This window comes from Nocardia sp. NPDC004168, assembly GCF_040610355.1.
Classification (GTDB): domain Bacteria; phylum Actinomycetota; class Actinomycetes; order Mycobacteriales; family Mycobacteriaceae; genus Nocardia; species Nocardia sichangensis.
Window position 1 is genome coordinate 133,495 of record NZ_JBEXME010000017.1, and the last position, 21,678, is coordinate 155,172.

Sequence of the window (21,678 nt, forward strand, 5' to 3'; positions counted from 1 at the left end):
AGTACAAAATAAGGAGGTACCGATGCCCGTGGCGATCTACGTCCTGGGTCTGTCGATCTTCGCCCAGGGCACCTCGGAGCTGATGCTCGCGGGCCTGCTCACCGAGATGGCCGCAGACCTGGGCGTCTCCGTGCCGCGCGCGGGCCTGCTCATCTCGGGCTTCGCACTGGGCATGCTGGTGGGCGCGCCGGTGCTGGCGGTGGCGACACTGCGCTGGTCGCGGCGCACCGCACTGCTCACCTTCCTCGCGGTGTTCGTCGGCACTCATGTCGTCGGAGCGCTCACCTCGGAGTACTGGGTGCTGTTCGCCACGCGGGTCGTCGGCGCGTTCGTCTACGCCGGGTTCTGGGCGGTTGCCGCGACAACGGCGATCGGTCTCGTGCCGCCCACGGCGCGCGGCAAGGCGATGAGCATCGTCGCGGGCGGGCTCACTTTGGCCATCATCATCGGGCTTCCGGCGGGCACCGTGATCGGACAACAACTCGGCTGGCGCGCGGCGTTCTGGGCGGTCGCGCTGCTGTCGGCGGCGGCCGGGATCGGCGTGCTGGCGAAGATCCCCGGCGGACGGACCGACGCGCCGCTACGCCTGAGCACCGAACTGCGCACGATGATGCGCCCCGCGCTCTGGCTTTCCTATGCCACCACCGCGCTCGCGATCGCCGCCCTGATGGTTACCTTCGCCTACCTCGGCGCTCTGCTGTCCCGCACGACCGGCATGGCGGACGGCTGGATTCCGGCGGTACTCGGCATCTATGGACTCGGCGCGTTCCTCGGCATCGTCATCGGTGGGCGCACCGCCGACAATCACCCGCTGACCAGCCTGTACGTCGGCATTACCGGCGGCGTGCTCACCTCGGCGCTACTCGCCCTCACGATGGAGCACACCGTCCCCGTCGTACTGCTGTCGTTCGTGTTGGGCGCCTTCGGTTTCGGCATCAACCCGACCCTGAACAGCCGCGTCTTCACCCTCGCGGGCAACGCGCCCACCCTGGCGGGAGCCACCAACATCTCCTCGTTCAACGTGGGCATCACCGCAGGCCCCTGGCTCGGCGGCCTGGCCATCAGCGCGGGCCTCGGCTACCCGGCGGTCGCCTGGATCGGCGTGATTCTCGGCCTCGCCGCCCTCGCCGTCGTCGCTTGCAGCCACGCGCTGCACCGCAAGGAGGTTTCACGCGCGTCGGTCGACACACCTGCCCCGACCCTGGCGGAGGTGAACTGATAGCTCCGTCAGCGGCCCTGGCCCGACCATGCGTTGCTCGGGTGCGGGGCCGCTGTTGTTCGCGGCGGGAATCCAGTTCAAGCCGATCGGTCGAACTTCCCGTCACGGATGCCGGAGGCAAAGACATCCCACTGGCCCGGCGCGAAGATCAGCGCCGGGCCGGTTGGGTTCTTCGAATCGCGAACACCGACGTACCCTGCCTCGAGCCACGCAACTTCGACACATGCTTCTTGGCCGGTGCTGCGGCTCGATTTGAACCACTGCGCGCCGGATAGGTCGATGTTCACTGTTCGTAACTCCTTGCTGTCTTCCTGAGAAGGTCCCTCGACGCTTGTTCCTCCAGGGCGGCAGCCCGGAGGGACTCGTGTACTGCACGGAACTGGTTCACATCGGCGTCATCCTCGAAAAACATACGCCCGATGATGCTTTCGGTGTAGACGACGGATGGCTCCACGTAGCCGCGAGCGTCTCGCGGGAAGTCCAGAACTATGTACGGAGTTGCTACGTGGTGCCCCGGATGGCCTGCCGAATACGGCAGGATACGAACAGTCACGTTCTCACGTGTACCCATGTCAGCTGCGTGCCGTAGCTGTATGCCCATTGTGCGCGGCGATCCAACGATTGTGTGTAGCACGCTTTGGTGCAGTATGAACTCGGACCGCACAGGGCTGTAATGGCGAGTGAGGATGGACGACCGCTGTAGCCGCAGAATCACGCGCCTTTCGATGTCCGCAGCCGTCTCCGCCGGGAAAATCGGTCCCTCGATAGCTGTCGCATAGTCCTTTACCTGCAATAGGCCTGGCATGACCAAAGGTTGGTAGAAATGCAAATTCGATGCACCGGCTTCGAGCCCTAGATACGTGTTGTATCCAGGCAGAAGCAGATGCCGCGATGACTGCCACCACGATTTCGTCGCTGATTGCTGAGCAAGAGCTTTCAGCTCCTCGATCTGCGCCGCGTCGAGCCCGTACAACTCGCCGAACGCATCTACGTCGCGCAGCCTTATTTTGTCGTTCTGCCCCTTCTCGATCCTGCCGACCGAGGTCTTGCCCATTTCCATGAGCTGCGCGGCGCGCTCGAGCGTGAACCCGGCACCTTCCCGAGCCTCCCGTAATGCCCGCCCGAGTTGCCGACGCGGCAATGTCGAACCAGGCTGATCGTCCTTCCCCATCGCTCCCCTTTCCCCTGCTCGGTCCGAAACGGCCCAGATGCCGGTCCGGTTCGGACTTCGAACTACGTGTGGACCGGTCCGGGCTCTGGGCGGATGGCCGACTTCATCGGACCGCCCGTTTTCCCAGCCCGGATGCTGTTGGCCTGCAGCAACATAGCCGCATGGCCACGCGACATGAAAGCCTCTCCGCCGCCGAAGTCCGAATCCTGCGCGCGCTGAACTGCGGCGGGATGCTCACCGAACATCAGATCAAGGTGTCGGCCAGCCTCACCGAATGGAAGACCCGCCAAGCCCTGGCGAACCTCATCAACCACGACCTCATCGTGACCGGAGCCCGAAGAAACCGCTACGAAATCACCCACCGCGGCCGAAACACGCTGGCTACTTACCCACCCGAAGCGTGAAGGCCCCCGAGATTCAAGATCAGCGGCACATGATGGAGAGCCCACTCGCGAAATGCCGCAGCCATGTGCCACTCATGACATCACCAGCCCGGGTGGGCAGGAAGGGATAGGAAAGATCGTGCGTAATCAGAAGGAAGGCGGCGTGGTGGTCGCGCCGCCGAGAATCTGCGGCTCGGCCGACGTCGAGTTGGCGCACCGGCTTATGCGGCGGCACCGGGGATGCCGGGTCGATCGGTGCGCGTGGAAGTGGGTCGCCTTCTACACCTTGGTACGGCGTGGCCGGATCGTGCCACAGGAGTCGAGCCCGCGCGAACGCGCTCACCGGCGCGGTATCGCCTTCCCTACCGACCACACCGACCACCTGCCGCACGCCGACACCGCACCGGAACTCTGGACGTTCCAGCAGGTTCTGGACGGATTGCACGAGCTCGCCGAGGACCTGCGCACCGGTTCCGGCGACGGCTGCCAGCGGTGAGCCGCGTGGGGATATGGGCCCTGCTGTCGAGCATCGTGACGGTATTCGCGGGATGTGGCGCGGTGCTGCTCGGCGTCGGGTGCGTGTGGCCGACCGATCAGCCGCGCCGATTCGCTCCTCGGCGCAAACCGACTCGCTTGCAGAGTCATTCGCGCCCGGTCCGGTGGCCGGAAGCGTGGACATGCGCCGCACCCGCCCAGCCGCTGACCGTCGCCGCAGCACACCACGCCATGCAGTTACACCGCGATCACGACTGCGCCAGAAAGCGCGCCGCATTCGCCGCGTTGGTCGCCGCCGGGCGCATCACGCCGGATTCCGCACGACAACACCGCCCATGGAGCAGTCCCTCATGAATCGAACCGCAGCGGCCGCACCGGATCCGAACTCCGAGCGATTCCGCGACCTCACCGACCGCGCCACGCGAGCGGGCTACTTTCTGGTGCGCGATCCGGTGTCACCGCACGACTGGAAGCTGCTGGACGCCGAAAACGGTGACGTCGTCATCTCCGCCGCGAATCTGGAGCAGATCGAGCAGTGGCTCCATTCCTGACCGCGCACGACCCGCCGCGTCGACCCGGGCTGGCTAGCGCCTTGAAGTCGCCGCCAACGCAGCGGCCGGTGCGCACAGCACCTCGATGCCACCGGTGTGCGCGCCCAGCCGCGCCGCGGCCTGTGGCATTCGAGCCGTTCTGCCTCGGCGAGGCCCTGGGCGGCCACTGCACGAGGCCCGATGGCGTCGGCCAGGGATTGATCGAGGGGCTTCGAGCGCCGGTCAGCCGATCGGGCGTCAGCGCCGGGCGGCAGCAGCACAGGAACAGGACCGCGCGCGGTGCCAGCGCGATGACGGCGACCGGCTCGCTAGCGCTTCGGATCGGACAGGTCGGCCGGGCCCAGCGCCTTGCGTAGCGCCCCGGCCAGAGCTCGGAGTTCGTCCGGGCTGAGGCCGCTGAACCGGCGTTCGATCCCGGCCAGATAGTGCGGAGCCGCCTCCCGCAGCCGCTGCCGACCAGCCTCGGTGATGCTCACGAACGCTGAACGCCCGTCGTCCGGATTGGGCTCACGGCGCACCAAGCCGTGCGACTCCAGCTCGCCGACCAGGCGACTCACCCGCGTCCGGCTCAGCACGACCCGTTCGCCGAGATCGCTCACCCGCAGCCCCTGCGGTCCGTCGAGTTCCAGAAGGACGTCGTACCAGGTCAGTGGCAGCGCGGTGGCGCGACGTAGTTCCGCGTCCAGCTCCGGCACCAGCTTGGCGTGTACCTGAAGCAGCGCGGACCACGCGCGGACGGCCGGGTGGGAACGGCTCACGGAGTTCGGCACGAATCGAAGCATACCAGTTGCGTGCACACGCACACATATAATAGCGTGCGCACGCACATAAATTTCCCCTGAAGGAGGCACTGCCATGACCGAACTGATCACGCGCCAGGAACTCGCCGAGCAGATCGAGGCGGGTTCGGTGACCGTCATCGACGCGCTCGGCGCCGAGTACTACGCCAAAGCGCCTCTTCCCGGCGCGCTCAACCTGGTCGAAGCCGACGTGGAAACCAAAGCCCCGCAACTGCTTCCGGCAAAGGACGCCGCGATCGTCACCTACTGCTCGAATACCGCCTGCGCCAACAGCCAGCACGTGGCCACCAAGCTGGAGGCACTCGGCTACACCAACGTCCGGAAGTACCGTGAAGGCATCCAGGATTGGACCGATGCCGGACTTCCGGTCGAGAGCTGAACGCATCCGAGGGTGTCCGGCGGACGGATCCTTTCGGGCCGCCGGGCATCCGGTAGTCGGACCGCACGGATGGAACGCGGGCCTGACCGAGCGTAGAGCCGGACCGCGCTGCCGAGGGGTGGCTGGACAATGGACGGGGGTCGGTTCCATTGCCGCCGAGTTCATGTGGTGATCCGCTCGGATGCGGATTCCCCGCACCGGAGGCGTCGGGATCGAACTCCGTTACCTGGGCCTGGCGCGCCAACTGGTGAAAACCGTTCAACCGGCAGAGCAGAGAGAACAACCATGACCGACCGCGTTCGTCCCTACCGGATCGATATTGCCGAGGCTGATCTGCGTGACCTGCGCGAACGGCTCCGTCGCACCCGGTGGCCGGAGCGTGAGCCGGTCACCGACTGGTCCCAAGGTGTACCGCTGTCGTATCTGCGAGAGTTGTGCCGGTACTGGGCCGACGAATACGACTGGTCGGCCACCGAAGCGCGGCTGAACCGAATTCCGCAGATCGTCACCGAGATCGACAGCGTGCCGATACACGCGCTCCACGTTCGTTCTCCGTATCCGGAAGCCGTCCCGCTCGTCCTCACTCACGGCTGGCCCGGCTCGTTCCTGGAGTTCGAGCAAGTCCTCGGCCCGCTCACCGATCCGGCAGCGCACGGCGGCGATCCCGCCGACGCGTTCCACGTCGTCGCGCCGTCCCTGCCGGGCTACGGTTTCAGCGGTCGTCCCACCGAGCCGGGCTGGGGCATCCATCGCATCGCACATGCCTGGGCCGAGTTGACGACCCGGCTCGGCTACGAGAAGTTCATAGCCGCAGGCAGCGACTGGGGCAGCAGCATCTCCACCAGCATCGCGTTGCAGCAACCGCACAGACTGCTCGGCCTGCACCTCATCCCACCGCTGGCCGCACCGGAGCACAACGAAGCGCACCTCACCGAGGCCGAACGGCGTGCGCTCAGCGATCTCGAGGAACGCACCCGCACCGGATCCGCCTACTCGGCGGTCCACGCCACGCGCCCGCAAACTCTGGGTTATGGGTTACTGGACTCACCGGCCGCGCTGTGCGCGTGGATCATGGAGAAGGTCTGGACCTGGAGCGACCACGAAGATGACCTCGACACCGTCTTGGACCGCGACCGGGTATTGGACAACGTGATGCTCTACTGGGTGACCGCGACCGGCGCTTCCTCCACTCGCCTCTACTGGGAGAGCATCACCGAAGTCACCGAGTGGTTCACCACCGCGGTCGGCGACCAGATCAGAGTGCCGACCGCCGGCAGCGTGTTCCCCGCCGAGGTGCCCCGCCCGTCACAGCGCTGGGCAGCCAAGCGCTTCACCAACATCGTGCACTGGGGACAGCCCGCGCGCGGTGGTCATTTCGCCGCGTGGGAACAACCAGAACTATTCGTCGCCGAGGCCCGCGCCGCTCGACGAGCTTGCCTTGCCGCTCAACGGTGATCGCTCACAGCGGGAGCGGTGACCATTCGCCCTGACGGGTGCCGTTCCGTCTCCGCGCCGCGGCGAAGCGCACGTGAGGCTGGCACGCGGCCGATCGGCGATACAGGCGGCTGATCGCGGCCGGGCTGGATCCGGCGGGTCCGTGGTGTCGGCGCATCGGCGGATGCGCCGACACTGTTGCTTTCGGATTGCGGCGACATCGCGGCTGTCGGGTCGATCGCACCGGCCCACGCCGCCCGACGACGGCGCGAGCGGCCGGCGACCGGGCCGGCATCGCTGCGGGGTCACACAACCGCCGGACAGCCCGACCGCCGACCCGAACCCGACGGTGCGGAATCCGCCGATCAGCTCGCCAGGCAACCAGGGCCGAGCAGCGCCTTCAGGTCACCCATCAGTGCCGACGACGGTGAGACGCGCAGGCGCTCATCGAGTTTCAGCAGTGTGGTCTTGTGCCGGGGTGCCTGGACAATTCGCGACCGCGCACCCCGCCGGTCCACTCAGGTTCAGCAGCACCTTGAAGCCGCCGTTAACGCCGAGTCCGCGCGGTCGTCCCGGTGGGCTGCCAGCAGGTGTGTGACCTGGGGCGTGACGGTGAACCGCGCGTGGTCGACAGCACCGGCGACATCGAGCAGACCCCCGTGTCCGGCGTCAGCTCGTAGTCGACCGCAACCCCGCAGCCCATCGTCGCGTCGAGCGACAGCACGATCCGGGCGGTGGGTTTGGAAGATCGTCTATCGATGGAGGGCGAATTTCGTGGTCAGCTCGGTAAGGAAACGGACGGATTCGACCTTGTCGGCGTCAGTCAGGTGCAGGGGCCCGTTAGCCGTTCGGATCTCGGTGTCCCGGATTACCAGAACAGCGTTCCAACTATTAACGCGAGTGGCAAACCGCACCCTGTTCGAGGGATTCCTTTCGTCTGCTCGCATGTCATACACCCACACTGCATCACCCAGATCAGGCTTCTTCTCATACCCGCGCATGCCCTCTGTTGGGTCCGGCTCGTTCGGTGCCTGCAGCACGGTGTAGTAACCAACCTGGTCTTGTCCCTGAAAGAGTTCGCACCTCCCACCGCCCAGATCGGGTAGGTTGCTATCTGGGGAGAAGGGCGGGTCGGGCTGTATTTCAACGGCGTGCAGCTGTGTTGTGAAGAAGTTGATCAGTGCATCGCACAGCTCTCCCTGCGTCATGGCCGGTCGAGCCTGAGTCGAAGTAGACGACGATGAAGGTGAGGCCGGAGGCGACGACGAACATCCGGTCACTACATTCACCGCGACAGCGGCGACCACGGTTGCCAAGGCAACCCTCATTGGCCCACCGTCCAGTCGGATTTGTCGCCGTCCTTGGCCGACGCATCGCCTATCGCTTCCCGAATTCCGCCGATTCCCGCACCATAGGATGCCTTGACGCCACTCGGCCACTTGCCGTCGGGCAAACCTTTTTGATTCGCTACAATCTGCATGATATTGTTCCCCTCGATCATATTGGTCTTGGCTGCATCGGCCATACTCTTCACAACGCCGATAATGAATGTATTTGCAGCCTCCACCACTGCCACAAGATTCTTTATGAGCGAGACGGCACCCCCGACCGATATCTTGACAACATCAAGCAAGTCCTTGACGCTGCTCAACGCGGCATCTTCAACCTTCGCGATCAGGTCCTGCGTCTTTGTGGCGAGCTCGCCGTAGAGAGCCAATTCAGACGAGGCGATTCTCTCCAGGCTTCCTGCAATTTTATCGAATTCTAGCGGCAAGCTGTCCAACGGAACTTGTTGCCTGGTGCGCATTTCGCCGTACCTGACAGCTGCGTCACCTTGCCATTCGGCGGTACTGAGGACAGTGTCGCCGAAGTCGTTCCCTGCCGCAAGCAAGTTCCCCCTCAGCGTGCGCCACTCGTTTGCGATATCGATGAACTTGATTGGAACCTCGAGGTCCGGATCGAGCACATCAAGCTTATCCCAGGTTTCGCCAATAGCCTTGTTCGCTTTATCCCGCTCACTCCAGATCTGATCGACCGTATCTTCCACTGTAAGCGCCGGACCTAAATTTCCGGTTAAAGCGCCGCCATAGGCCTGCGAGCGGACAATCTCAACGAGATGGCCAGCGTATGTGTTCACCTTTTCCGGAAGATCACCGATTTCGTCCTTCTTCTTCCTGAGAAACTCAACCTTCTCGAGCAGACTTTGACGGTTGTCCACGGGGCTTGTCATATATCCCCCTCGAGCTTGACCAGCCTTCCTTTATTAGCAAGGTCTTCGGCTTCGTACGTGTCGTGCACATACTTGAGTACGCTGGCGATATCCCGGAAAACGGTGACACCTTCGGCCAGTCTATCGCGGAAGTAACCAGGGGCGGGCTGATACTTCGCCAGAGCTTCCGCGAACGTGCCCGCTTCCGTAGCAGTTATTTCGAGCTTTTGGGTCGTTCGAATCCCCGCCTCGAGGTCGTCGGCAGCTTCATTCCAATTGGTAACGGCCAATTTCATGGCGCCCAAACTAAGTGTCAGCTTGTCGGCCATCATGCCATCCTTTCATTCAGGAGTCGCAGGCGGTGGCGGTCCAGCTCGTTTTCCAGGTCAGCATCTGAATAGCGTGAGTAGTCGCCCCGTGCGGTGAACTTCGGGCGCATGGCACGTATCCCTTCTGCGCACCACAAAATTTCGTCGCCGATCTGATCGGGATGCGCGGTCGCCGCCCAGTCACTCCAGACAGCGATCGACCGCAAATGTGTGCGGTCGGCGGTCATGGTGACAGGATGGCGTCCGTGAATCGAAACTCGGCCCGATGCTTGGTACTCGCCGCTGTCGATCATGCTGCTGGACACACTGCTGTATTGTTCCCAGGTCTGCGTCTCGAGCAACACCATCAGGATCGTCCGGTGATCCGGAGTCGCCGCATCTGAGATTTCCTGCGGACTCGGCCAATGACCACCGGCGCACAGCTGCTCCGTGCGCTTCGCCACGGCAGCTCTATATGCCGCCATGAGTTCATCGCCAACCTCATGGGGCTCAACATAGCGACTCCACCGCGGGCTCATCGAGATACGGACTGGAAGACTTCCGCCGCCGAGTTCCATTGAGACGAACGATGATCCGACAGGGGGTTGACTCGAGGACAACTCGGATAGCTGGAGGCTTGCCCCAACCTGCGATGGTGGCTGCCGCTGGCGTAGGAGAGGTTCCGGCATGGGAGGAGACGGCTCCGAAACCGGCTGAGCGACGTTGGACCTCTTCGGCACAAGGGGCTCCTCGTCCCAGAATTCGTTGGGATCGTCGTAGTGGTTGTAGAACCCACCAACAGTCATAGTGGAACCTCACCTGATTCGTGCTGGAGTAAGGCGTCGCCCCTTGGATGAAGATCCACTTGCCGCCCCACTCGCATCTCCCTGCCGGTTCCCTACCCTGTCGGAACCCAACCGTCTTGTCAAACGGGCATTCCACGGTCGATGCGGTGGCGAAATGCCAAGCGAGACTCGTCATCTCGGGATAACCATCTGCTCACCTAGGGGAGTTTCACTGCCCTGCCGCATTTTCGACGCTGTCCCATTTTCGGTGGTAGCGGATCCTGGACTAGCCACCACGGATTCGGTGCCGGAGTAGGCAGATTCCGCGCAGCCGTATATCTGCCGTTTTGATCAGCTTCGTTTCGTATTGACGCCTTCGCCGGGTCCGTTGCTGTAACGCAGGGGCGAACCGGCGACGACAGCATCGTGGTCTTGGTCGAGACCGGTCAAGAACAGGTTGAATTCGGTCAGGCCCGCTTCACGGACCCGCCGATCAGCTGGCCAGGCAGCCCGGGCCGAGCAGCGCCTTCAGGTCACCCATCAGTGCCGACGACGGTGAGACGCGCAGGCGCTCATCGAGTTTCAGCAGTGTGGTCTTGTCTCGGGCGCCGACGTGCCGGATATGGACATCCGACGTGCCGGGGTGCCTGGACAAGACGCGCTTGAGTTCGCCGATCTTGTCCGGTGTGCACATGCGGGTGGTGACGGTGACCGCGAGCGGCTTGGCCACGCCGACGGCGGAGAGGTCGGGCACGGCGAGATCGTTGGCGATCAACGAGATTCGGTCGTCGCGGACCGAGACGCGCGCCTTGACCAGCACCACGGCGTCCTCGACGACGTCCATGCCGTACACCGAGTACGACTGCGGGAAGAACAACACCTCGATGCCACCGGTGAGGTCTTCCAGCTGCGCCGAGGCCCAGGCCAGACCGTTCTTGTTGATGCGCCGGTTCACCGAGGCCAGGATGCCGCCGACGGTCACCTGAGTGCCGTCCTTGATGTCGCCTTCCAGGATGGCGGGAATCTGCGTGTCGGCCTGCGCGGCGAGCACGTGCTCGACGCCGTTGAGCGGATGCCCGGATACGTACAGCCCGAGCATCTCCCGCTCCAGCGCGAGCCGGTGCTTGGACTCCCACTCGTCCTCGGGCACCTTCACGTTGAACACCGAGGTCACCGACTCGTCCGCGTCCAAGCCGCCGAACAGGTCGAATTGACCCATCGCCTCGGCCTTCTTGGTGGCCATCACGGCATCGATGGCATCCGAGTGGATCAGCATCAGACCCTTGCGCGGATGCCCGAGGGAGTCGAAACCGCCCGCCTTGATGAGCGATTCGGTGACCTTCTTGCTCGCGGCGATCGCGTCGATCTTGTTCAGGTAGTCGGAGAAGTCGGTGAACTTCGACTTCTCCTTGCGTGCCTGGATGATCGAGGCGACGACGTTCGCGCCGACGTTGCGCACCGCGCCGAGACCGAAGCGGATGTCCTTGCCGACCGAGGCGAAGTTCTGCTCGGACTCGTTGACGTCCGGCGGCAGCACGGTGATGCCGAGACGGCGGCAGTCGGACAGGTAGACCGCGGCCTTGTCCTTGTCGTCACCGACGGAGGTGAGCAGGCCCGCCATGTACTCGGCCGGATAGTTGGCCTTGAGGTAGGCGGTCCAGAACGAGACGAGGCCGTAGCCCGCGGCGTGCGACTTGTTGAACGCGTAGCCGGCGAACGGAAGGATGGTGTCCCACAGCGCCTTCACCGCGGCCTCGGAGAAGCCGTTGGCGGTCATGCCCTCGTGGAAGCCCTTGTATTCGGCCTCGAGCACCTCGAGCTTCTTCTTACCCATGGCCTTGCGCAGCGCGTCGGCCTTGCCCATCGAGTAGGAGGCGACCTTCTGCGCGATGAACATGATCTGCTCTTGGTAGACGATCAGGCCGTAGGTCTCGGCGAGGATGTCCTTGAGCGGCTCCTCCAGCTCGGGATGGATCGGCTTGATCGGCTGCCGCCCGTTCTTGCGGTCGGCGTAGTCGTTGTGCGCGTTCATGCCCATCGGGCCGGGCCGGTACAGCGCGAGCACGGCGACGATGTCGTTGAAGCCGGTCGGCTGCATGCGGCGCAGCAGGTCGCGCATGGGGCCGCCGTCGAGCTGGAAGACGCCGAGCGTGTCACCGCGCGAGAGCAATTCGTAGGTCGCGGGATCGTCCAGCGGCAGGTTGTCCATGTCCAGGTCGATGCCGCGGTTGGCCTTGATGTTGTCCAGCGCGTCACCGATGACGGTGAGGTTGCGCAGGCCGAGGAAGTCCATCTTCAGCAGGCCGATGGCCTCGCAGGACGGGTAGTCCCAACCGGTGATGATCGCCCCGTCCTGGGGCCGCTTCCACACCGGGATCGCGTCCATCAACGGCTCGGAGGACATGATCACCGCGCAGGCGTGCACACCGGCGTTGCGGATCAGGCCCTCCAGACCGCGCGCGGTCTCGTAGATCTTGGCCACATCCGGGTTGCTGCCGATGAGCTCGCGGACCTCGGCTGCCTCCTTGTACCGCTCGTGATCGGGGTCCATGATGCCCGACAGCGGGATGTCCTTTGCCATGATCGGCGGCGGCAGCGCCTTGGAGATCTGGTCGGCGATGGCGAAACCGGGCTGGCCGAACTGGACGCGCGCCGAGTCCTTGATCGCGGCCTTGGTTTTAATCGTGCCGAAGGTGATCACCTGGGCGACGCGGTCGGTGCCCCACTTCTCGGTGGCGTAGCGGACCATCTCACCGCGGCGGCGATCGTCGAAGTCGATATCGATATCGGGCGCGGACGGGCGCTCCGGGTTGAGGAACCGCTCGAACAGCAGGCCGTGCGGCAGCGGGTCGATATTGGTGATGCCGAGCGCGTAGGCCACCAGCGAACCGGCCGCCGAACCACGGCCGGGACCGACCCGGATGCCGACCTCCCGCGCGTGCTTGACGAGGTCGCCGACGACGAGGAAGTAGGCGGGGAAGCCCTTCTGCTTGATGACGTCGAGTTCGAAGTAGGCGCGGGTGTAGTACTCCTCGGGCACGCCGCCGGGGAACCGGCGCGCCAGGCCACGGTCGACCTCTTTGCGCAACCAGGAATCCTGGTCTTCGCCCTCGGGCACCGGGAAGACCGGCATGCGGTCCTTGAAGGCCCACACGTCGTCGTAGGACTGGACCCGCTCGCCGATCAGCACCGTGTTGTCGCACGCGCCGGGCACCTCGGCTTCCCAGAGCGCGCGCATCTCCTCGGCGGACTTCAGGTAGTAGCCGTCACCGTCGAATTTGAACCGGGTGGGGTCCGACAGCGTCTTGCCGGTCTGCACACACAGCAACGCCTCGTGGTTGCTCGACTGGTCCTTGGTGACGTAGTGGCAGTCGTTCGTGGCCAGCGGCGGAATGCCCAGCTGCTTGCCGACGTTCAGCAACCCCTCACGCACCCGGCGCTCGATGGACAGGCCGTGGTCCATGACCTCGAGGAAGAAATTGTCCTTGCCGAAGATCTCCTGCCACTTCGCGGCGGCCTCCAGCGCCTCACGGTCGTGGCCGAGACGCAGACGGGTCTGCACCTCGCCGGAGGGGCAGCCGGTCGTGGCGATGATGCCCTCGGCGTACTGGGCGATGATCTCCGCGTCCATGCGCGCCCACTTGCCGAGCTGACCCTCGATGGAGGCCAGCGAGGAGAGCTTGAACAGGTTGCGCAGGCCGGTCGCGTTCTCGGCGACCATGGTCATGTGCGTGTAGGCGCCGGAGCCGGAGACGTCGTCGCCCTTCTGGCTCGGATCGCCCCACTGCACGCGCTTGGTGTCGAACCGCGAGGCGGGCGCGATGTAGGCCTCGATGCCGATGATCGGCTTGATGTCGTGCTTCTTGGCCGAGTTGTAGAACTCCGAGGCGCCGTACATGTTGCCGTGGTCGGTCATCCCGACCGCGTTCATCCCCAGCCGTTTCGCCTCCGTGAACAGTGGCGAGATCTTCGCCGCCCCATCGAGCATGGAGTACTCGGTGTGGTTGTGCAGATGGACGAACGATCCGGACGAGGCGGCCAAGACGGTCCTTCCTCCCAAGGTCTCGACGGGGGTTGGCTGGACCGATTCTAGGCGGGCGCACCGACTGGTTCGGAACGGCTCGCGGGCGCTCCTCGGGCACCCGGCGTGTCGGTGGGGAAGATCACCGGCGCGTCCTGGCGACTCGCCGTCTGAGCGGCCGATTTCCGCGAGTGTCGCGATCGTGCCGAATGCCGGAACACCCCGATGACTCGGCCCGTTCGGGCGACCGCCGTGTCGATCGGCTGGCGCGAGCGCCCGCGCTCGGTGGCCCGCCCGTATTCACGCCCACGGCCGCCACCATGCCGCACACGATCTCCCGGCAAGCCGCACAGCGCCCTCGGCGCGCCCCCGTTGCCGGATTCGGCCCGTTCGCGCAAGCGCTGTCTGGATCGGATGCGCACCGCGTCCGCACCACATGGCCGCCACCTGCCGCGCGCGATCGGAGCACCGCGATAATCGGCCCATGAAGTCCCCGCGCCGCTGCCCGCCATGACCACCGCGCTGGCCGTCGTGGCCGCGGCCGCGTTGATCGCCGGTGCGTTGCTGATCTGGTCGCGCACCCGCAGAGTGGTGACCACCCCCGCCGAGCGGGCGGTGCATTCGGCGCTGCACACCGCGTCGCTGGCGGCGGTTCCGCTGCGGCGCGGGCTGACCGAGGAGTCCGCGCGGGAAGCCGCGCCCCATCTGCGCGCGCTCACCGGCGCCGAGGCGCTCGCGCTGGCCGACGCCGACGGCACGGTGCTCGCCTGGGACGGGCCGCACGCCGAACTGGCCGAGTACTTCGGCGAAGCCGCCGAACGCGCCGTCGCGGGCCAGCGTCCGGTACTCGTCGCCGGACCCGGCCGCGGCGAACACGCCGGGCGCACGCTGATCGCGCAACCGTTGCTGATCGAATCCAACGGCGTGGCCGGTGTGCTCGGCGTCGTGAACACCGGGCAGCCGGGGCCGGGGCGGCTGGGTGCGGTCGCCGAAGTGGCGCGGTACGCCTGCGGGCAGCTCGAATTGGCCGAACTGGACGCGTCGCGGGCCCGGCTGGACCGGGCCGAGGTGCGCGCGCTGCGGGCGCAGATCAGCCCGCACTTCATCTACAACGCGCTGAACACCATCGCCTCGTTCGTCCGCACCGATCCCGCGCGGGCCCGCGAGCTGATCCTCGAGTTCGCCGACTTCACCCGCTACTCCTTCCGCGCCGCGGGCGAGTTCACGGTGCTGTCGGACGAGCTGCGCAACATCGAGCGCTACCTCGCGTTGGAACGCGCCCGCTTCGGCGACGCCCTCCAGGTCCGGCTGCGGATCGCGCCCGAGGTGCTCGGCGTGGTCCTCCCCTTCCTCGCGCTCCAGCCGCTGGTGGAGAACGCGGTGCGGCACGGACTGGCGGGCGCCGCCCACGGCGGCACCGTCAGCATCGTCGCCACCGACGCGGGCACCGACTGTGTGATCAGCGTCGAGGACGACGGCGTCGGCATGGACCCGGACCTCTTACGCTCCGGCGCGCTGGACGCCGTCGACACCGGGACCGGCCCCGCGGGCTCCGGAGAGGCCGCGCACGTCGGCCTGGCCAACGTCGACGACCGATTGCGCGCGGCCTTCGGCGACGACTACGGCTTGGTCGTGGAGACCGCGCCGGGCGCGGGCACGAAGGTCAGCCTGCGGGTTCCCAAATTCCGCGCGGGCATCCGGCCGTGAAACCGGCGCGCGACGCGCCCTAAGCAGGACAGCTCGCGCCCACAACGCACATCGGGCCACGAAACCGGCGCACGCAATGCCCGGACTCAGGCACGAGACCACCCATGCAACGCCCAGAAGTACGGGCCCGTGCCCACCAGGCATCCCGGCTCGAACGCGGACGCACACGAGTAGGCAGCATCACGCCGACAGCACCGGCTCGGCTGCCCAGCGCGAGCCCCTTACGATGGAGCGATTGTGACCCGCGTTACCGGCAAGCCGGCGGGCGCGCTGCGCGTGCTCGCCGTGGACGACGAGAAGCCCGCTCTGGACGAGCTGGTGTATCTGCTGCGCGCACGGGCCGAGATCGGGGAGATCCACGCGGCGGGCGATGCCACCAGCGCGTTGCGGGTGCTGCGCGCTCATCCCGTGGACGCGGTGTTTTTGGACATCAACATGCCCGGCCTGGACGGTATGGAGCTGGCGGGCATCCTGTCGGAGTTCGCCAATCCGCCCGCCGTGGTGTTCGTGACCGCCCACGACGACCGGGCGATCGCCGCATTCGATCTGGGCGCGGTGGACTACCTGCTCAAGCCGCTGCGCGAAGCGCGGCTCGCCGAGGCGGTGCGGCGGATCGCGGCGTCCCGCAGCGCGCCGCACCGGCCTGCCGCCGACGAGCGCGCCGATCCGAGCGAGGTCATCCCGGTGGAACTGGGCGGAGTGACCACGCTGGTACCGAGGTCGAGCGTGAGTTGGGTGGAAGCCGACGGGGATTACGCGCGGCTGCACACGAGCGCCGGATCGCATCTGGTGCGGATCCCGTTGTCGGCGTTGGAAGCACGCTGGCACGACGCGGGATTCCTGCGGGTGCACCGCTCGTATCTGGTGGCGTTGCGGCTGGTCACCGGGCTGCGCACGATAGGTTCCGGCACGGTGGTGTGCCTGCGGGCCGAGGGCGACGCGCAAGCGGTCGAACTGCCGGTGAGCCGAAGGCAGGTGCGTGAACTGAAACAGCGGCTGGTGCACAGGCCCCGGCAACACTGGGGCAATCAGTGACCGCGCCGCAGCGTCCGGCGCGCGAGCGCGTGGTGCTCTCCGAACGACGCGGCGCGCGGCGAGTGCGCACGAGAGTCGAGGTCGCCGAGCAGACGGAGTTCGGCGAGGCGCTCATCGGCGGCCTCATCCGCGCGCAACTCGGGCTCGCGCTGCGCGTGGGCCTGGTGACGATCGCGCTGCTGTGCGCGCTGCCCATACTGTTCGGCATCGGTTCGATCGGCTCGTTCACAGTGCTTGGCATCCGGCTGCCCTGGCTGCTGCTCGGCGGCGCGGTGTACCCGCTGCTGTTCCTGATCGGCCGGACGTACGTGCGCCTGGCCGAACGCAACGAACAGGACTTCCTCGAACTGGCCGAGGACTGACGGTGCGACCGGCCCGAATGCCTGCCGCGGCGCGGACCACGGTATCGATGCGCTCCGGTCCGACGGGCTTCGTTCGTCGCTCGGCGTATCGGTGCACCTGGTCCGAGAACACGCGCGCCGCGTTCGAGATCGGTATGTCATGACCTCCGGCACGGCCCCCGCGCTGACGGTCGCGGCGCTGATCCTCGCGGCCCTGGCGACCGTCGCGATCGGCGCGTACGGCGTGCGGCTCGCGCGCACCACCTCGGACTTCCTCGTCGCCTCCCGCAGCGTGGGGCCGCGCTGGAACGCGGCCGCGATCTCCGGCGAATACCTTTCGGCCGCCTCGTTTCTCGGGGTCGCCGGGTTGATCGCGAAATACGGCGCGGACGCGCTGTGGTACCCGGTCGGCTTCACCGCCGGATACCTGGCGCTGCTGCTGTTCGTCGCCGCGCCGCTGCGCCGCTCCGGCGCGTACACGGTGCCCGACTTCGCCGAATTCCGTTTGGGCTCGGTGCGTTTGCGCAGGCTCGCGGCCACCGTCGTGGTGCTCATCTGCGCGGTGTACCTGATCCCGCAATTCCAGGGAGCGGGACTCACGCTGCACATCCTGCTCGGGGTGCCGGACTGGGTGGGCGCGGTGGCGGTGGGCGCGATCGTGATCGCCAATGTGGTGGGTGGCGGGATGCGCTCGATCACCTTGGTCCAGGCGTTCCAGTACTGGTTGAAGCTGACCGCGGTGGCACTGCCCGCGCTGGTGCTGCTCGGGCACTTCCTCGCCGACCAACGGGAGCTCGGCGCGCCCGCACCGCCGGTGGTGTCCGAACGTACGACCGTCGACGTGACCACCGACGTGGTGGTGCGGGTCGGTGCACCGCAACAGGTTTCGATCACGGGAACCATCGACGAGCACGCCGTCGACGGCACGGTGCCGCTGACGCCCGGCACGCACGAACTGGCGGCGGGGACGCGATTGGTGCTCGAGGCCGGAGCGGCGGTGCCGGTGGTGGCCGGCGCCCCCGCCGACGGCGCGGGCTGGCTGACGCCGGGCGGCGGACTCGGCGGTCCGCATCCCAGCTACCAGGTCTATTCGCTGATCCTGGCGACCTTCCTCGGCACCATGGGCCTTCCGCACGTGCTGGTGCGCTTCTACACCAACCCCGACGGGCGGGCCGCGCGCACGACCGCGCTCGCGGTGATCGGCCTGGTCGGCCTCTTCTATCTGTTCCCCGTCCTACTGGGCGTTTTCGCCCGGCTGTACGTGCCGCAACTGCTGATCACCGGAACCTCCGACGCCGCGGTGGTGCTGCTGCCCGGGTCGGTGGTCGCGGGGCTGCCTGGTCAGCTGCTCGCGGCGCTGGCCGCGGCGGGCGCGATCGCCGCGTTCCTGTCCACCTCGTCGGGACTGCTGGTGAGCATCGCGGGCGTGCTCAGCACCGACATGCTGCGCGGGCGCATCCGGGACTTCCGCACGGCCGCACTGGTCGCGGGCTCGGTACCGCTGGCGTTGTCGCTGACGGTGGTGTCGCTGGATCTGTCCCGCACCGTCGGCCTGGCCTTCGCCGTGGCCGCCTCCACGCTGTGCCCGCTGCTGGTCCTTGGCATCTGGTGGCGCGGGCTGACCGCGACGGGCGCGGCGGCCGGTCTGGTCGCGGGCGGGCTCGCGGCGGGCGCCGCGACCGCCGTCTCGGTCACCGGCGGCTTCTCCGACGACGTGGCGGGCGGCTGGCCCGCCGCGTTGCTGAGCTATCCCGCGGCGATCAGCGTGCCGCTGGCGTTCGCCACCATGGTGCTGGTGAGTTCGTTCACCCGTGGGCTCGGCGCGAGGACGGTGAGCCGGATCTTCGTCCGGATGCACGCGCCGGAGCGCTTGGGCATGGGCGCTGACCGCGAGCGCAGCCTGCGTTCGGACTGAGCGGGCCCGCGCCGACCGTTCGTCGCGCCGTACCGACCGCTCACCGCAGATTCGGACACCTTCACGGAGTGACCCACACCACAGCCTACTGGTGGCCCCTATCCCTGGCTTACCGTCCTCGAGAAGTAAGCCACGTCACTTGGTAGGACCATCATGACCAGTACCGAACTCGACGACACCGCAGGGCGGCGAGCGCCGAGCGCAGCAGAATTCGCCGAAGTCCAGGCGAGCCCCCAATTCCAGGAACTGCGAACGCGATTGCGCCGCTTCGTATTTCCGATGACCGCGCTGTTCCTGCTCTGGTACCTCGGTTATGTCCTGCTCGGCGCCTACGCGCACGACTTCATGAGCCGCCCCGTCTTCGGCGAGATCAACGCCGGATTGCTGCTCGGCCTCGGCCAATTCGTCTCCACCTTCGCCATCACCGCGCTGTACGTCCGGTTCGCCAACCGGGAACTCGATCCGCGCGCAGCGAAAATCCGCGGCTACCTCGAGGGAGACCGGGCATGAACACCGTGCACACCTACGCCGCGGCGGCGACCGTCGGCAACCCGGTCGCCAATATCGCCATCTTCGGCGTCTTCGTCGCGATCACGATGATCGTGGTGATCCGCGCCAGCCGGAACAACGCCACCGCCGCCGACTACTTCACCGGCGGGCGCGGCTTCTCCGGTCCGCAGAACGGCGTCGCCATCGCGGGCGACTACCTCTCGGCCGCCAGCTTCCTCGGCATCGCGGGCGCCATCGCGGTCTACGGCTACGACGGATTCCTCTACTCGATCGGATTCCTGGTCGCCTGGCTGGTCGCGCTGCTGCTGGTCGCCGAGATGCTCCGCAACACCGGCAAATTCACCATGGCCGATGTGCTGAGCTTCCGGCTGAAGGAAGGCCCGGTGCGCACCGCCGCGGCATTGTCCACGCTGACGGTGTCGCTGTTCTACCTGCTCGCGCAGATGGCGGGCGCGGGCGGGCTGGTCGCGCTGCTGCTGGATGTCACCGACAAGACCGGGCAGTCCATCGTGATCGCCGTCGTCGGCGTGCTGATGATCGTGTACGTCCTGGTCGGCGGCATGAAGGGCACCACATGGGTGCAGATCATCAAGGCCGTGCTGCTGATCGTGGGCGCGGCGCTGATGACCGTCATGGTCTTCGCCAAGTTCGGTTTCGACTTCTCCGAGATCCTCGGCTCCGCGCAGAAAGCGGTCTCCGGTTCGGCGAACAAGGCCGTCGCCGCACGCGACGTGCTCGCACCCGGCGCGCAGTACGGCGGCAGCGAGACCTCGAAGCTCAACTTCCTCTCGCTGGGCCTGGCGTTGGTGCTCGGCACCGCGGGCCTGCCGCACGTGCTGATGCGCTTCTACACCGTGCCCACCGCCAAAGAGGCGCGACGCTCGGTGGTCTGGGCCATCGGCCTGATCGGCGCGTTCTACCTGTTCACCCTGGTCCTGGGCTACGGCGCGGCGGCGATCGTCGGGCCCGATCGCATCCTCGCGGCCGCGGGCGGGCAGAACTCGGCCGCGCCGCTGCTGGCCTTCGAACTCGGCGGCGTGGTGCTGCTCGGGGTGATCTCCGCGGTCGCCTTCGCCACCATCCTCGCGGTGGTCGCGGGCCTGACCATCACGGCGTCGGCGTCGTTCGCCCACGACATCTACGCGAATGTCATCAAGCGCGGGAAAGCCGGTGAGCGCGAACAGGTCCGGGTCTCCCGGATCACCGCCGTGGTGATCGGCATACTGGCCATCGCGCTGGGCATCCTGGCCAACGGCCAGAACGTCGCCTTCCTGGTGGCGCTGGCGTTCGCGGTCGCGGCGTCGGCGAACCTGCCGACCATCCTGTACTCGCTGTTCTGGCGGCGGTTCAACACCACCGGCGCGCTGTGGAGCATGTACGGCGGCCTGATCTCGACGATCGTGCTGATCGTGTTCTCCCCCGCGGTATCCGGCAGCAAGACCGCCATGCTGCCCGGTTCGGACTTCGACTGGTTCCCGCTGTCCAACCCGGGCATCGTTTCCATCCCGTTGGCGTTCCTGCTCGGCATCATCGGCACCTTCGTGGGAGGCAAGACCGAGGACCCGGCCAAGGCCGCGGAGATGGAAGTCCGCTCGCTCACCGGCGTCGGCGCCGAGAAGGCGGTGGTGCACTGAGCACTGCCCGGCATTCCTCGTCCCCTCTGTTCTTTCGTTAGGAGATCTCGCGTGACCAGCGCAACCACCGATGACCGCGACACCACCGCCTACCCGCCCGCCGCGGAGTTCGCCGCCCAGGCGAACGCGAGCGAGGCGCTGTACGACCGGGCGCGGTCCGATCGGCTGGAGTTCTGGGCCGAACAGACTCGCAGGCTGCACTGGGAGCAGCCGTGGACCCAGGTGCTGGACTGGAGCGGGGCTCCGGTGGCGAAATGGTTCGTCGGCGGAAAGCTCAACGTCGCCTACAACTGCGTGGACCGCCACGTCCTGGACGGACACGGCGACCAGGTCGCCATCCACTGGGAAGGCGAACCCGGCGACTCACGCGCCATCACCTACGAACAACTGCGGGACGAGGTCTGCCGGGCCGCCAACGCGTTCACCGAACTGGGCCTGGTCGCGGGCGACCGGGTGGCGATCTACATGCCGATGGTGCCGGAAGCCATCGTCGCCATGCTCGCCTGCGCTCGCCTCGGGCTGACCCACTCCGTCGTCTTCGCCGGATTCTCCCCCACCGCGTTGCGCCAGCGCGTCGACGACGCCCGAGCCCGCCTGGTGATCACCACCGACGGGCAGTGGCGGCGCGGCACGGCAGCGCCGCTCAAGGCCGGGGTGGACGAGGCATTGGGTGACGGGCCATCGACCGTCGAGCATGTGCTGGTGGTGCGCCGCACCGGCATCGAAGTCCCCTGGACCGAAGGCCGCGACCTGTGGTGGCACGACACCGTCACCACCGCCG

The 21,678-nt window shown here is 66.7% G+C and carries 22 protein-coding genes; 13 read left to right on the plus strand and 9 right to left on the minus strand.

Annotated elements, in window-relative coordinates:
- Positions 1-22: 22 nt before the first annotated feature.
- The gene (locus ABZW96_RS26480; protein WP_355078318.1) at positions 23-1,219 is read left to right on the plus strand and encodes a Cmx/CmrA family chloramphenicol efflux MFS transporter; all 1,197 of its coding nucleotides are present in this window, start codon (positions 23-25) and stop codon (positions 1,217-1,219) included.
- Between the two features lie 77 nt (positions 1,220-1,296).
- Here ABZW96_RS26480 and ABZW96_RS26485 read toward each other — a convergent pair whose 3' ends face one another.
- Together ABZW96_RS26485 and ABZW96_RS26490 are read right to left on the minus strand one after the other, a co-directional pair.
- Positions 1,297-1,506, minus strand: coding sequence for a DUF397 domain-containing protein (locus ABZW96_RS26485; RefSeq protein ID WP_355078319.1), 210 nt, complete (start codon positions 1,504-1,506; stop codon positions 1,297-1,299).
- On the minus strand, positions 1,503-2,390 hold the full coding sequence (locus ABZW96_RS26490) for a helix-turn-helix transcriptional regulator (RefSeq protein WP_355078320.1): 888 nt from the start codon (positions 2,388-2,390) through the stop codon (positions 1,503-1,505). The genes ABZW96_RS26485 and ABZW96_RS26490 overlap by 4 nt, the downstream gene beginning before the upstream one ends.
- Positions 2,391-2,551: 161 nt before the next feature.
- Here ABZW96_RS26490 and ABZW96_RS26495 point away from each other — a divergent pair, with 161 nt between their 5' ends.
- The 3 genes from ABZW96_RS26495 to ABZW96_RS26505 all read left to right on the plus strand — a co-directional run bounded on the left by ABZW96_RS26495 (position 2,552) and on the right by ABZW96_RS26505 (position 3,819).
- Positions 2,552-2,794 carry a hypothetical protein gene (locus ABZW96_RS26495; protein WP_355078321.1) on the plus strand — a complete coding sequence of 81 codons (243 nt, stop codon included), beginning with the start codon at positions 2,552-2,554 and terminating at the stop codon, positions 2,792-2,794.
- Positions 2,795-2,912: 118 nt separating this feature from the next.
- On the plus strand, positions 2,913-3,269 hold the full coding sequence (locus ABZW96_RS26500) for a hypothetical protein (RefSeq protein ID WP_355078322.1): 357 nt from the start codon (positions 2,913-2,915) through the stop codon (positions 3,267-3,269).
- A 349-nt stretch (positions 3,270-3,618) separates the two neighbouring features.
- On the plus strand, positions 3,619-3,819 hold the full coding sequence (locus ABZW96_RS26505; RefSeq protein WP_355078323.1) for a hypothetical protein: 201 nt from the start codon (positions 3,619-3,621) through the stop codon (positions 3,817-3,819).
- A 308-nt stretch (positions 3,820-4,127) separates the two neighbouring features.
- Here ABZW96_RS26505 and ABZW96_RS26510 read toward each other — a convergent pair whose 3' ends face one another.
- Positions 4,128-4,589, minus strand: coding sequence for a MarR family transcriptional regulator (locus ABZW96_RS26510; RefSeq protein ID WP_355078324.1), 462 nt, complete (start codon positions 4,587-4,589; stop codon positions 4,128-4,130).
- 85 nt (positions 4,590-4,674) lie between these two features.
- Between ABZW96_RS26510 and ABZW96_RS26515 the strand changes: the two genes are divergently transcribed.
- Both ABZW96_RS26515 and ABZW96_RS26520 read left to right on the plus strand, forming a co-directional pair.
- Positions 4,675-4,998 (plus strand): rhodanese-like domain-containing protein, encoded by a 324-nt coding sequence (locus ABZW96_RS26515; protein WP_355078325.1) that lies wholly within the window; start codon positions 4,675-4,677, stop codon positions 4,996-4,998.
- Positions 4,999-5,283: 285 nt separating this feature from the next.
- Positions 5,284-6,453 (plus strand): epoxide hydrolase family protein, encoded by a 1,170-nt coding sequence (locus tag ABZW96_RS26520; RefSeq protein ID WP_355078326.1) that lies wholly within the window; start codon positions 5,284-5,286, stop codon positions 6,451-6,453.
- Positions 6,454-6,797: 344 nt separating this feature from the next.
- On the opposite strand, the gene ABZW96_RS26525 is transcribed toward ABZW96_RS26520, so the two are convergent.
- From ABZW96_RS26525 to dnaE, 6 genes are all read right to left on the minus strand, one after another.
- Entirely contained in the window at positions 6,798-6,950 is a 153-nt protein-coding gene (locus ABZW96_RS26525) for a hypothetical protein (protein WP_355078327.1), read from the minus strand.
- 234 nt (positions 6,951-7,184) lie between these two features.
- Positions 7,185-7,640: a hypothetical protein gene (locus ABZW96_RS26530; protein ID WP_355078328.1), complete on the minus strand. Its 456-nt coding sequence runs from the start codon at positions 7,638-7,640 to the stop codon at positions 7,185-7,187.
- 116 nt (positions 7,641-7,756) lie between these two features.
- On the minus strand, positions 7,757-8,650 hold the full coding sequence (locus tag ABZW96_RS26535) for a hypothetical protein (RefSeq protein WP_355078329.1): 894 nt from the start codon (positions 8,648-8,650) through the stop codon (positions 7,757-7,759).
- 8 nt (positions 8,651-8,658) lie between these two features.
- On the minus strand, positions 8,659-8,970 hold the full coding sequence (locus ABZW96_RS26540; RefSeq protein ID WP_355078330.1) for a hypothetical protein: 312 nt from the start codon (positions 8,968-8,970) through the stop codon (positions 8,659-8,661).
- The gene (locus ABZW96_RS26545) at positions 8,970-9,413 is read right to left on the minus strand and encodes a hypothetical protein (RefSeq protein ID WP_355078331.1); all 444 of its coding nucleotides are present in this window, start codon (positions 9,411-9,413) and stop codon (positions 8,970-8,972) included. Before ABZW96_RS26545 ends, ABZW96_RS26540 begins: the two co-directional genes overlap by 1 nt.
- A gap of 814 nt (positions 9,414-10,227) precedes the next feature.
- Positions 10,228-13,776, minus strand: a complete 3,549-nt coding sequence (dnaE, locus tag ABZW96_RS26550; protein WP_355078332.1) for a DNA polymerase III subunit alpha — start codon at positions 13,774-13,776, stop codon at positions 10,228-10,230.
- A 489-nt stretch (positions 13,777-14,265) separates the two neighbouring features.
- Here dnaE and ABZW96_RS26555 point away from each other — a divergent pair, with 489 nt between their 5' ends.
- The 7 genes from ABZW96_RS26555 to ABZW96_RS26585 form a co-directional block, all read left to right on the plus strand.
- Entirely contained in the window at positions 14,266-15,462 is a 1,197-nt protein-coding gene (locus tag ABZW96_RS26555; protein WP_355078333.1) for a histidine kinase, read from the plus strand.
- A gap of 237 nt (positions 15,463-15,699) precedes the next feature.
- Positions 15,700-16,497: a LytTR family DNA-binding domain-containing protein gene (locus ABZW96_RS26560; RefSeq protein WP_355078334.1), complete on the plus strand. Its 798-nt coding sequence runs from the start codon at positions 15,700-15,702 to the stop codon at positions 16,495-16,497.
- Positions 16,494-16,859, plus strand: coding sequence for a hypothetical protein (locus ABZW96_RS26565; protein WP_355078335.1), 366 nt, complete (start codon positions 16,494-16,496; stop codon positions 16,857-16,859). Before ABZW96_RS26560 ends, ABZW96_RS26565 begins: the two co-directional genes overlap by 4 nt.
- A 139-nt stretch (positions 16,860-16,998) precedes the next feature.
- Positions 16,999-18,753 (plus strand): cation acetate symporter, encoded by a 1,755-nt coding sequence (locus ABZW96_RS26570; RefSeq protein WP_355078336.1) that lies wholly within the window; start codon positions 16,999-17,001, stop codon positions 18,751-18,753.
- A 153-nt stretch (positions 18,754-18,906) separates the two neighbouring features.
- Positions 18,907-19,263, plus strand: coding sequence for a DUF485 domain-containing protein (locus ABZW96_RS26575; protein WP_355078337.1), 357 nt, complete (start codon positions 18,907-18,909; stop codon positions 19,261-19,263).
- Positions 19,260-20,897 (plus strand): cation acetate symporter, encoded by a 1,638-nt coding sequence (locus ABZW96_RS26580; RefSeq protein ID WP_355078338.1) that lies wholly within the window; start codon positions 19,260-19,262, stop codon positions 20,895-20,897. The genes ABZW96_RS26575 and ABZW96_RS26580 overlap by 4 nt, the downstream gene beginning before the upstream one ends.
- A gap of 51 nt (positions 20,898-20,948) precedes the next feature.
- Positions 20,949-21,678 (plus strand): AMP-binding protein (locus tag ABZW96_RS26585; RefSeq protein ID WP_355078339.1); only part of this gene is annotated, 730 nt, incomplete at its 3' end.

Coding starts and splice junctions, on each gene's coding strand:
- ABZW96_RS26480 (WP_355078318.1), top strand. CDS start 23: ATGCCCGTGGCGATCTACGTCCTGGGTCTGTCGATCTTCGCCCAGGGC.
- ABZW96_RS26490 (WP_355078320.1), bottom strand. CDS start 2,390: ATGGGGAAGGACGATCAGCCTGGTTCGACATTGCCGCGTCGGCAACTC.
- ABZW96_RS26495 (WP_355078321.1), top strand. CDS start 2,552: ATGGCCACGCGACATGAAAGCCTCTCCGCCGCCGAAGTCCGAATCCTG.
- ABZW96_RS26505 (WP_355078323.1), top strand. CDS start 3,619: ATGAATCGAACCGCAGCGGCCGCACCGGATCCGAACTCCGAGCGATTC.
- ABZW96_RS26515 (WP_355078325.1), top strand. CDS start 4,675: ATGACCGAACTGATCACGCGCCAGGAACTCGCCGAGCAGATCGAGGCG.
- ABZW96_RS26520 (WP_355078326.1), top strand. CDS start 5,284: ATGACCGACCGCGTTCGTCCCTACCGGATCGATATTGCCGAGGCTGAT.
- ABZW96_RS26530 (WP_355078328.1), bottom strand. CDS start 7,640: ATGACGCAGGGAGAGCTGTGCGATGCACTGATCAACTTCTTCACAACA.
- ABZW96_RS26540 (WP_355078330.1), bottom strand. CDS start 8,970: ATGGCCGACAAGCTGACACTTAGTTTGGGCGCCATGAAATTGGCCGTT.
- ABZW96_RS26555 (WP_355078333.1), top strand. CDS start 14,266: ATGACCACCGCGCTGGCCGTCGTGGCCGCGGCCGCGTTGATCGCCGGT.
- ABZW96_RS26570 (WP_355078336.1), top strand. CDS start 16,999: ATGACCTCCGGCACGGCCCCCGCGCTGACGGTCGCGGCGCTGATCCTC.
- ABZW96_RS26575 (WP_355078337.1), top strand. CDS start 18,907: ATGACCAGTACCGAACTCGACGACACCGCAGGGCGGCGAGCGCCGAGC.
- ABZW96_RS26580 (WP_355078338.1), top strand. CDS start 19,260: ATGAACACCGTGCACACCTACGCCGCGGCGGCGACCGTCGGCAACCCG.